We start from the raw sequence: 10,428 nt of genomic DNA on the forward strand, positions 1-10,428 counted from the left end.
AACGTGATCGCCGAGCGGATGGACGCCAAGGCCGATGCGGCGCTGATCGACCGGGCCGTGGCGGACCTGCCGCGGGCGCTGCGGGCCTGACTCCCCACGACGGCGCTTCGCGCCGCCGCGGGGGCCGGGTCTCGCCCCAGGCGGGCGCTGTGCGCCGCCACGGGGCCCCTCCAAGCCTAACTGGCCTCGCATAGCCTGCCGCAGCGGGGCGCTGGGCGGCTGACACGCGTTACTGTACCTCGCCGTTCGGCGAGGGGTCTCGTTCCGCTTTGCGCCCTCGCAACGCCGGGCTAGAACGGCAGAATTGCGCTGGGAGAGACCCTGACGATGCGTCGTTTCGCGCTGGCCGCCGCCCTGCTCTGCGGCACCGCCTTCACCGCCCAGGCCCAGACCTTCCGTTGGGCCAATGACGGCGACGTCAATTCCATGGACCCCTATACCCGGCAGGAGACCTTCCTGCTGTCCTTCGGGTCCAATTTCTACGAGCCCCTGGTACGGCGGAACCGGCAGATGCAGCCAGAGCCCGCCCTGGCCGAGCGCTGGGAGCAGCCGTCCCCCACCGTCTGGCGCTTCCATCTGCGCCGCGGCGTGAAGTTCACGGACGGCACGCCCTTCACCGCCGACGACGTGGTATTCAGCGCCGAGCGTGTCCGCGCCCCGGGCTCCAACCTTCAATCCGTGCTGGCGACGGTGAAGGAGGTCCGCAAGATCGACGACCACACGGTGGAGTTCGAGACCAGCGTCCCGGACCCCATCCTGATCCAGGAGATCACCAACTGGGGCATCTTCTCCCGTGTCTGGGCGGAGAAGAACAACGCCACCCGCCCGGCCGACCTCACCTCCCGCGAGGAGAACTTCGCCACCCGCAACGCCATGGGCACCGGCCCCTTCCGCCTGGTGCTGCGGGAGCCGGACCGGCGCACCATCATCGAGCCCAACCCCGACTGGTGGGACAAGCCGGAGCACAATATCCAGCGCGCCGAGCTGAACATCATCGCCAATGACGCGACGCGCGTCGCCGCGCTGCTCTCCGGCGAGGTGGATTTCGTCTATACCGTGCCGCCGCAGGATGTGGACCGCATCGGCCGCAGCCAGGGCGTCCGCATCATCCAGGGGCCGGAGCTGCGCACCATCTTCCTGGGCATGGACCAGATGCGGCCGCAGCTCCTCAAATCCGACGTGCAGGGGAAGAACCCCTTCCAGGATGTGCGGGTGCGCCGCGCCATGCTGCTGGCGATCGACATGAACGCCATCCAGCGCACCGTCATGCGCGGCCAGTCCCGCCCCAGCAACCTGATCTACGGCCCGGGCGTGAACGGCTTCCTTGAGGCCGACGATGTGCGCCCCCCGGTCGATCTCGCGGCGGCGCGGAAGCTGCTGACGGAGGCCGGCTACCCGAACGGCTTCGGCGTGACGATGGATTGCCCGAACGACCGCTATGTGAATGACGAGGCGATCTGCACCGCCATCGTCGCCATGCTGGCGCGCATCAACATCCGTGTCACGCTGAACGCCCAGACCCGCGCCCGCTACTTCGCCGAGATCAACGCGCCGCGCTACAACACCAGCTTCTACCTGCTGGGCTGGACGCCGACGACGAGCGACGCGCACAACGCCTTCTTCAGCCTGGCGGGTTCCCGCAACGGCTCCCGCGGCGTGTTCAACAATGGCGGATACTCCAACCCGCAGCTGGATACGCTGATCGACCAGATGGCGGTGGAGACCGATCCGGCGAAGCGGCAGCGGATCATCAGCGAGGCGGCGCGGGTGCTGCGGGAGGATGTGGGCTACATCCCGCTGCACCAGCAGCAGATCGTCTGGGCCGCGCGCAACGGGGTGGACGTGCCGCAGACCGCGGACAATTACATCCAGCTCCGCTGGGTCCGCCTGCCGCAGCGCTGAGGCAGTCCGCGCAAGGGCAGGGGAGGGCAAGGCCCTCCCCCGCTGTCAGACCCGCTCCGCCACGGCCAGGAAGTTCGCACTGCTGTCCTCCGCCACGCGGAACCAGCTCTGGGTGTCCCGGCGGAACTTGTCCCAATGCGCATGCACCCGCCGGAAGCGGGCGTTGCGCTCGCCGATCTCCGCATAGGTCTCCTGCGCCGCCCTGTGGCAGGCCATCAGGATCTCCCGCGGATAGGGGCGGAGCTGCGCGCCGCCCGCCACCAGCCGGCGCAGCGCGGCGACGTTCAGGTGGTCGTAGCGTCCGATGGACCAGACATTCGTCTCCCCCACCACCGCTTCCAGCACCTGCTGGTAGGTCTTCGGCAGCGCCTCCCAGGACCGGGCATTGATGAGGATGTCGCCTTCGGAGCAGGGCTCCCACCAGCCCGGGTAGTAATAATATTGCGCGACGCGGTGGAAGCCGAGCTTCTCGTCGTCGTGCGGCCCCACCCACTCGGCGCCGTCGATCACGCCGCGCTCCAGCGCGGGGTAGATGTCCGGCGCGCCAAGCTGCTGGGCGATGACGCCGAGCTTCTGCAGCACCATCCCGCCGGTGCCGCCGATGCGGAATTTCAGCCCATTCAGGTCCTGGACGGTGCGCAGCTCCTTGCGGAACCAGCCGCCCATCTGGGCGCCGGTATTGTTGGCGGGCAGCGCGACCACGCCCTGGTCGCGATAGACCTCCTCCATCACCTCGCGGCCGCCGCCCTGCTGGATCCAGGCCAGGTGCTGCCGGGCATTCATGCCGAAGGGCATTTCCGTGCCGAACCCCATCGAGGGGTCCTTGCCGATATAGTAGTAGGCGGCGGTGTGGCCGCATTCGACATTGCCGCCCCCCACCGCATCCAGCACCTGCAGCGCCGGCACCAGCTCGCCGGCGGCGAAGATGCGGATCTGGAAGGCGCCGCCGGTCAGCTCCGCCACGCGGCGGGAGAGGATCTCGGCGACGCCCCAGAGCACGTCGGTGGATTTCGGGAAGCTGCTCGCCAGGCGCCACAGCACCTGAGGCTGGGCGGCGGCGAGGTTGGGGGTGGCGAGCGCAGTGCCGGCCGCCCCCGCGGCCAGCAGGCCACGACGGTTCATGGACATTGGAACTCCCTGTCTTGCCGGCCGCCCTTCTGGATGGGGCGGCCTGATAGGGAGGCTAGAGCAAGCGGCATCGGAAAGGGAACGATCAACCTGCCGGCCGCTTCGGACGAAATGGCTCGACCGGGCGCGGTCCGGCGCCTCGAAGGGCTGCCCGCAAGCAGGGCGTTCGCTGCTGCCCCTCCGGCCTTCCCCGGTCCCTTCGGGCCAGCCCTCAGGCCATGCCCGGGTTGGCGGCGCGGCACTCGGCTGCGAAGGCGTCGGAGATGAATTCCGGCCGCTTGTAGAGGCCCTTCATCCAGCTCGCGAGCATGCACAGCTCCTCCAGCCGAAGGACCTCGTCCAGCGTGCCCTGAGGGAAGTGGATGCCGAAGCTGGCATGGATGATGCCGAGCATCTCCTCCACCTGCTCGATGGAGAGGCCAAGCTCGGTCTCGAGCTGGGCGTGGCGGGTGAGCTTCGCTTCCTCGATGCCGTATTCGTCGCGGATCGCCTTCACGATCCAGCGGAACATGGTCATCCAGTTCTTCACCTCGTCGATCGGTCTGGCCATGCCGGTTCCGGGACCCGGAGCGGGATGGGCCGAGCTTCGCTCACCCTGCCCGCTCCAGCTCGTGTTGGCTCGCGTGATCCACGGTCTCGGTCGATCCGACCTCAACCGATCACGCTCTGGCGGCTTGGCCTCGGGGCCAGGGCTCCTGCCCTCGGCCCGGCGGCGGGCGCCACGGGTTGAGACGGTCGGCCGCCATCCTGGCCGCGGCCCTGTCTTGCTACCGGCCGAAGCTGAAGAAAGCGTTGAAGAACAGGGCGCCGGTCCGGAAGGTCAGATCACCGGCAGGATGGGCGGCTCCCGGTTGCCCTCCATTGGCTGCGGCACCCCGAGGAGGTAGCCCTGCAGCTCTTCGCATCCCACCTCCGCCAGGGCGCGGCGCTGCGCCTCGGTCTCCACCCCCTCCGCCGTGGTGGCGATGCCGAGCCGGCTGCACATGTCCACGATGCCCTGGACGATCGCCAGCTCCCGCGGCTCGGTCGCCACCTGGCGGACGAAGCTGCGGTCGATCTTCAGCCGGTCGAAGGGGAAGAGGCGCAGATAGGAAAGCTGGGTCGCCCCCGTGCCGAAATCATCCATCGCCACCTTCACGCCGAGCGCATGCAGCGCCCGCAGCGTGGCGACGCTGTCGCTGCCATGGGCCAGCGCGCCGCGCTCGCTCACCTCCAGCTCCAGCCGCGAGGGGTGGAGGCCGCTGCGGCGCAGCGCCCGCGCGACCGCGCCGACGAAGCCCGGATGGCGGAGCTGCTCCAGCGAGACATTGACCGCGACGCGGAGCTGCTTGTCCTCCCACATCGCGGCGTCGCCGCAGGCCCGGTCCAGCACGAAGGCGCCGAGCGGGACGATGAAGCCGCTCGCCTCCGCCGCGTTGATGAAGCGCTGCGGCGCCAGGGTGCCGCGGTCTGGCCGCCGCCAGCGCAGCAGCGCCTCGTAGCCGCGCAGCAGCCCGCTGCGCGCGGCGAAGACGGGCTGGTAGTGCAGGATGAACTCGCCGGCCGCCAGCGCCTCCCGCAGGGTGAAGGCGAGGTCGCCCTCATGGCCCATGCGCGGGTCGTGCACCGCGATGCTGCCGCGGCCGCGCTGCTTCGCCTCGGAGAGGGCGAGTTCCGCCGCGTCCAGCAGCGCCTCGAAGGGCTGGCCGCCGCGGGCGACGGCGATGCCGCCGGCCGCACCCCCTTCCACCTGATGCGGCCCGAGCGAGTAGCTGGCGCCGAGGGTCTGCACCAGCCGGCCGGCGAGGCCGGCCGCCACCGCTTCCAGGTCGTGCCCGCTGCCTTCCCGGCCGCCGGGCAGCAGCACGCCGAACTGGTCGCCACCGAGCCGGCCGAGCAGATCCCCAGGGCGCAGCGCGGTGCGCAGCCGCCCGGCCACGGCGCGCAGCAGCAGGTCCCCCACCGGGCGGCCAAGGGTCTCGTTCACGCGGCGGAAGCGGGTGATGTCGAGGAGGATGAGGGCGGCGCCGAGATGGCCGTCGCGCAGCAGGTGCTCCGCCCGTTCGGCGAAATGCTGCCGGTTGGGCAATTCGGTCAGCGGCTCGTGCGTCGCCAGGTATTCGATGCGGGCGCGGTCGCGGTCGCGGTCCTGCTCCAGCGCCTTGGTCCGGGAGAGGTCACGGAAGAAGACCGCGATGCCGCCGCCCGTGGCGGGGTGGGGCTGCAGCCAGAGGCAGGTGCCGTCGGGCAGCCAACCCTCGGTGCCCGACCCGTTCTGCCCCTCCATGGCGGCGGCGCAGTGGGTGGCGAAGGCGCCGTCCAGATCCTGCGGGAAGCTGGTGCGGAAATCCGCGCCTTCCTCCAGCGCGTGGCCCAGCAGCGCGGCGGCACGCTGATTGGCATAGGCGATGCGCCAATCCGGCCCCACCAGCACCACGCCGTCCGTGGTGCTTTCCAGCACCACGGAAAGCCGCGACGCCGCATCTTCCGCGGCGCGACGGGCGGCGAGCAACTCGCGCTCGTAGCGCCGGCGCTCGGTCGCATCGAACAGGGTGGCGCGCAGCAGGGGCGGCTCGCCGGGGCGTTCCGCGCGGCGGAACCAGGCCAGCACCGGCAGGCGGCCGCCCTCGGCCCGCAGCAATTCCAGGGCGATGGCGTGGGTCTCGCCCTGGGAGGGCAGGCTGTCCAGGGATTGCAGGTCCAGCACCACGCGGCTGGCGGGGGCCAGCACCTCCCGCAGGGTGAGGCCGCGGTCCTTCCTGCGGCCGATCCAGTTCAGGAAGGTGGCGTTCGCCTGCAGGATGGTGCCCTGAAGGTCGAGGGTGACGAAGCCGCAAGGCGCGGTTTCGTAGAAATCCTCGACTTCCCTGTCCGGGGTGAGGCGGGCCGGATCGGTCTCGGGCCGTGCGTTCATCTGGTCGGTGCGGGGCGCGCCGCGGCGGGATGGGGGGCGGGGCACCGCACGATGCTCCGGGCAGGCCTGCGCCTTGTCTCCGCTGAAGGCTTTCGTGCCATCGCCGTTCTAGCTCTTCCCAAGGCAATATCGCCTGCCGCCGGGCGGAGTCGCGATCCCCGCCGGGCAGAGCAGTACGTCTAATGATTTAGTTACCCGTAGGATAGATAAAATTTACGGTTGTCCCGCGGGTAAGAGACGGCTTCTTGTTTCGATAAAGTAATTGACTGCGTCCCGGAGCAAAGCGCCTGCGCGGATCGGATGCCATTTTACAATGATGTCGAGAATCATTCTGCCGAATATACCGCCTTCAACGATACACGAGCCACGCCGCAGCCGCCAGCGGCGATCCGCGCCGTTTCGCACAAGCCCAGCGCTGCCGCTTTCTTCTGTGTTTGGTCTATGTTTTTCGATTGTCGATTTTACAGCACTGCCGCTGTAGCGGCGCCGGACTTGCCGCATTGCGGCGTTCCTGCGCCGTGGCGCCGGCTGGTGAGGGAGGGCAGGACCTGACCGGCCCGGAGAGGCAGGCCGCCGGGTGGAGGCGGCGGGACCGAAGGCGACCGGCCTGCCCTGGGGCGGGGCCCCGGCGGCCGCGCCAGGGCGCCCGATGCCGAAGGGCCGGCGGGCACCAGGCCCGGCCGGCCGCCTCGGCTGCTTCAGCGCAACGGCAAGGCGTAGATCAGCCCGCCCTGGGTCCACAGCTTGTTCGGCCCGCGCGGCAGGTCCACGGGCGTCCGCGGGCCGAAGGAGCGGTCATAGATCTCGCCGTAATTCCCCAGCGCCCGAACCATGTTGTAGGCCCAGCCGCGGTCCAGCTTCAGCGCCTCCCCCAGCTCCGGCGTCACCCCCAGCAGGCGGCGGGTATTGGGGTTCACGCTGGTGCGGCGCTGCTCCTCGGCATTGGCCTGGGTGATGCCCTGCTCCTCCGCCTCGATCAGCGCCGAGGTCGCCCAGCGCACCACGTCGAACCATTGCGGGTCGTCTCGGCGGATATAGGCGCCGTAGGGCTCCTTGCTGAAGCGCTCCGGCAGCACCACCCAATCCTGCGGGGTCTGCATGGTGGAGCGGATGCCGGCGAGCTGCGAGGCATCGGTGCCGAGGCTGTCGCAGCGCCCGGCCTGCAACGCGTTGGCCGCCTGGTCCGTGCGTTCGAACAGCAGGGGGCGGAAGGGGGTGTTGATGCTGCGGAAATAATCCGCCGTCACCTGCTCGTTGGTCGTGCCCTGGATCAGGCAGATGGTGGCGTCGCGCATCTCCGCCACCTTCTCCACCGTGCCCTTGCGCACGATGAAGCCGTGGCCGTCGTAGAAATAGGTCACGACATGGCGCAGCCCGAGCGTCACGTCGCGCAGCATGGTCTGGGTGGAGGTGCGGAACAGCACATCCACCTCGCCGGAGCCGAGGGCGGTGAAGCGGGTGGAGGAGGAGAGCGGGACGAAGCGTACCTTTCCCGCATCATTGAAGATGGCGACGGCGAGGGCGCGGCACATGTCCACATCCATGCCCTGCCAGACGCCGCGGCTGTCCGGCTGGGCGAAGCCGGCGACGCCGGTATGGATGCCACAGATGAGCTGGCCGCGGGCCTTGATGGCCTCCAGCGTCTGCTGCGCCCGTGCGGGCAGGGCGGCAAAGATGCCGGCGGCGAGCGCCGCGGCAAGAAGGAAGTTGCGTCCCAGCATGAACCTGCCCGTCCCCCTCAAGAGGTGTGAGCGATCCTCGCTGCGGCGCAAAAAGCCTGTCAATGCCGATCCAAAACCGAATCAGCCCGTTCGGACGGGATCTGCCTGCGGCGCAGGCACCACCCGCCCGTCTTCCATCGCGATGATGCGGTCGGCGAGGTCGAGGATGCGCGGGTCATGCGTCACCAGCAGGATGGCGACGCCGCGCTGTCGGGCGAGGTCCCGCAGCAGCCGCACCACCTCCCCGCCGCTCTGCCGGTCGAGCGCCGCGGTGGGCTCGTCCGCCAGGATCAGGCCAGGGCGGCCGGCGAGCGCCCGGGCTACTGCCACGCGCTGGCGCTGGCCGCCGGAAAGCTGGTCCGGCATGCTTTCCCCGCGGTCGCCGAGGCCGACCGCCGCCAGCATCCGCCCGGCTTCCGCCAGCCGCTCGCGCTCGCCGCGGCCGGGCGCCAATTCCAGCGCCATGGCGACGTTCTGCCGGGCGGTGAGGAAGCCGAGCAGGTTGTGCTGCTGGAAGATGAAGCCGATGCGGCGGCGGAGCTGGACGCGCTGCGCCTCGCTGGCCCCGGCCAGTTCCTGGCCGAGTACGCGGCAGCTTCCCTCCTGCATGGCGCGCAGTGCGCCGATCAGGGTCAGCAGCGTGGTCTTGCCGCTGCCGGAGGGGCCGGTGAGCAGCACGATCTCCCCCGGCCGCACTTCGAGATCCACCGCCCGCAGCACCGGCCGCCGCAGCTCCCCCTCCCCGAAGGCATAGGAGACGCCCCGCAGCACCAGTGGCAGCGCAGCCTCAGTCATGACAGACGCCCCCGGGCCATCCGGACCGCCCGTTGCCCGGCCGCGGCTTCGCCGTGGCAGGCGGTGCGAGGCGCCGATCGCAAGGGGACACCGGGGCCCCCGCGAAGGCGCGAAGCGACTTCGTGGGGATCACTAGAACATATCCGCCGGGTTGGCATCGCGCAGCTTGCGCATGGCGAGCAGGCCGGCGAGGCCGCACATGCCGAAGATCATGCCGAACACGCCGAAACCCCGCGCCGCATCCATGCCAAGCGGCAGGAAGGTACCCTTGCCCACCACGTCATAGAGCAGGACGGAAATGGCGAAGCCCGGCACGAAGCCCAGCACGGCCAGCAGCAGCGCCGCCCCCAGCACAACCTTGCCGAGATAGAGGTTGGAATAGCCCATCGCCTTCAGCGTGGCGTATTCCCTCAGATGGCTGGCGATGTCGCTGAACAGGATCTGGTAGACGATCACCATGCCGACCACGAGGCCCATCAGGCTGCCGAACATGAAGATGAAGCCGATCGGCGTCGCAGTCTCCCAGTAGCTCCGCTCATGCTGCACGAGCTGAGGCTGGCTCAGCACCATGACATCGGGCGGCAGGATGGCGCGCAGCCGGGCCATCGCCGCATCGCGGTCGGCGCCGGGGTGCAGCTTGATGGCGACAAGATCCACCTGGCTCGGCAGCCGCTCCTTCACCACCCGACGGAAGTTCAGCTCCGACATCACCACATTGCCATCGGCGCCGAAGGAGGGGCCAATCTCGATCAGCCCCACCACCTCCATCATGCGGTGGCCGAGCTGCACCTCGAAGGGCCCGCGCTCCCCCAGCAGTCGCGCCACCGGGCCGAATTCGGGGCGGGAGCGGATGTCGAAGGCCATGGTGTCCGGGCGCTTCAGCGCCTCCGTCAGCGGTGCCAGGCCGGGGATGTCCATCACCCCCGCCTCGGTGTCGAAGCCGACGAGCTGCATGGCGCGGCGCACGCCGGTCGCCGGGTTCCGCCAGGTCGCCTGGGTCAGATAGACCGGCACCGCCGCCGCCACTTCCGGCAGCGCCAGCGCCTGGCTGGCGCGCAGCCGCGGCAGGGGCTCCGGCTTGAAGCTGACGATGGTCATCGGGTGCATCAGGAAGATGTCGGCCCGCATGGCGGAGAGCAGCGCCGTCGCGCTTTCGAACAGCGCGGCGCGGAAGCCGAGCTGCATGAAGACCAGCACGCAGGCGAACATCACCCCGGCGATGGCGGAGGCGAGCCGCGCCTTCTCGAAGCGAAGCTGCCGCCAGGCGAGGCGGAGCGGCAGCCAGAGCGCCTCCACCGGGCCGAAGCGGCGCCGCGCGGGTGCCCCGGCCGGGGCGGGCGGGGGCGCCTCCCCCATGCGCTCGGGCGCCCAGGGCAGCAGGGCGGGCTCGAGGTCAGGGGCGGGGCCAAAGGCGGGGGCTGGGCGGGTCAGCGCGTTCACGGCCGGATCGAGACCTGCACCTGCATGTTGCTGCGGCGAAGCAGCGCCGCGCGGCCTTCCTCGGAGAGCGTCAGCCGCACCTCCACCGTGCGGGCATCCACCGCGGCGATGGGGTCGGTATTGGCCTGGGTGGTGCGGCGGACCATCCAGCCGATCTCGCGCAGCCTGGCCGGGTAGCGGTTGGGGTCGCCGGGCACCGCCACCTCGGCCGGGGCGCCGGCGCGCAGCCGGGGCAGGTCCGTCTCATAGACATCGGCGACGATGTCGAGGCGGGAGAGGTCCGCCATGTCCAGCAGCCCGTCGTTGCCCACCTGGTCGCCGGGGCGGGCGTAGATCTTCAGGATGGTGCCGGGGATGGGGGCGTGGACGCGCGACATCGCGGCATCGGCGCGCGCCCGGGCCAGCGCCGCCTCGGCCGCCGCCAGCTCGGCCTCCGCCACCGCCAGGTCGGCGGGCCAGGGCTGCAGCAGGCGCTGCAGAGCGGCTTCCGCCTCCGCCCGTTCGGCGGTCGCGCCGCTGGCGGCGTAGCGGGCCCGTTCGGCCGCGGCG

8 protein-coding genes are annotated in these 10,428 nt (G+C 70.4%); 1 reads left to right on the forward strand and 7 read right to left on the reverse strand.

Annotated elements, in window-relative coordinates; genetic code table 11:
* Positions 1–327 precede the first annotated feature (327 nt).
* Positions 328–1,902, forward strand: a complete 1,575-nt coding sequence (locus tag NJ376_RS19665; RefSeq protein WP_252954988.1) for an ABC transporter substrate-binding protein — start codon at positions 328–330, stop codon at positions 1,900–1,902.
* Positions 1,903–1,947: 45 nt separating this feature from the next.
* On the opposite strand, the gene NJ376_RS19670 is transcribed toward NJ376_RS19665, so the two are convergent.
* From NJ376_RS19670 to NJ376_RS19705, 7 genes are all read right to left on the reverse strand, one after another.
* Positions 1,948–3,024 (reverse strand): TRAP transporter substrate-binding protein, encoded by a 1,077-nt coding sequence (locus NJ376_RS19670; RefSeq protein ID WP_252954989.1) that lies wholly within the window; start codon positions 3,022–3,024, stop codon positions 1,948–1,950.
* A 217-nt stretch (positions 3,025–3,241) separates the two neighbouring features.
* Entirely contained in the window at positions 3,242–3,580 is a 339-nt protein-coding gene (locus NJ376_RS19675) for an acyl carrier protein (RefSeq protein WP_252954991.1), read from the reverse strand.
* A 270-nt stretch (positions 3,581–3,850) separates the two neighbouring features.
* Positions 3,851–5,968 (reverse strand): putative bifunctional diguanylate cyclase/phosphodiesterase, encoded by a 2,118-nt coding sequence (locus NJ376_RS19680; RefSeq protein ID WP_252954992.1) that lies wholly within the window; start codon positions 5,966–5,968, stop codon positions 3,851–3,853.
* A gap of 653 nt (positions 5,969–6,621) precedes the next feature.
* Positions 6,622–7,644 carry an amino acid ABC transporter substrate-binding protein gene (locus NJ376_RS19690; protein ID WP_252954993.1) on the reverse strand — a complete coding sequence of 341 codons (1,023 nt, stop codon included), beginning with the start codon at positions 7,642–7,644 and terminating at the stop codon, positions 6,622–6,624.
* Positions 7,645–7,725: 81 nt separating this feature from the next.
* On the reverse strand, positions 7,726–8,439 hold the full coding sequence (locus NJ376_RS19695) for an ATP-binding cassette domain-containing protein (RefSeq protein WP_252954994.1): 714 nt from the start codon (positions 8,437–8,439) through the stop codon (positions 7,726–7,728).
* Between the two features lie 132 nt (positions 8,440–8,571).
* Positions 8,572–9,879, reverse strand: a complete 1,308-nt coding sequence (gene devC, locus NJ376_RS19700; RefSeq protein WP_252954996.1) for an ABC transporter permease DevC — start codon at positions 9,877–9,879, stop codon at positions 8,572–8,574.
* Positions 9,876–10,428: efflux RND transporter periplasmic adaptor subunit (locus NJ376_RS19705; RefSeq protein WP_252954997.1), on the reverse strand; the 553-nt coding region annotated here is incomplete at its 5' end. The genes devC and NJ376_RS19705, both read right to left, overlap by 4 nt.

The sequence above is a fragment of the Siccirubricoccus soli genome (genome assembly GCF_024178315.1).
GTDB classification, from domain to species: domain Bacteria; phylum Pseudomonadota; class Alphaproteobacteria; order Acetobacterales; family Acetobacteraceae; genus Siccirubricoccus; species Siccirubricoccus soli.

Excerpts from the sequence above, each read along its gene's own strand:
- NJ376_RS19695 (WP_252954994.1), bottom strand. The coding sequence starts at position 8,439 with ATGACTGAGGCTGCGCTGCCACTGGTGCTGCGGGGCGTCTCCTATGCC.
- NJ376_RS19665 (WP_252954988.1), top strand. The coding sequence starts at position 328 with ATGCGTCGTTTCGCGCTGGCCGCCGCCCTGCTCTGCGGCACCGCCTTC.
- NJ376_RS19690 (WP_252954993.1), bottom strand. The coding sequence starts at position 7,644 with ATGCTGGGACGCAACTTCCTTCTTGCCGCGGCGCTCGCCGCCGGCATC.
- NJ376_RS19670 (WP_252954989.1), bottom strand. The coding sequence starts at position 3,024 with ATGAACCGTCGTGGCCTGCTGGCCGCGGGGGCGGCCGGCACTGCGCTC.
- NJ376_RS19675 (WP_252954991.1), bottom strand. The coding sequence starts at position 3,580 with ATGGCCAGACCGATCGACGAGGTGAAGAACTGGATGACCATGTTCCGC.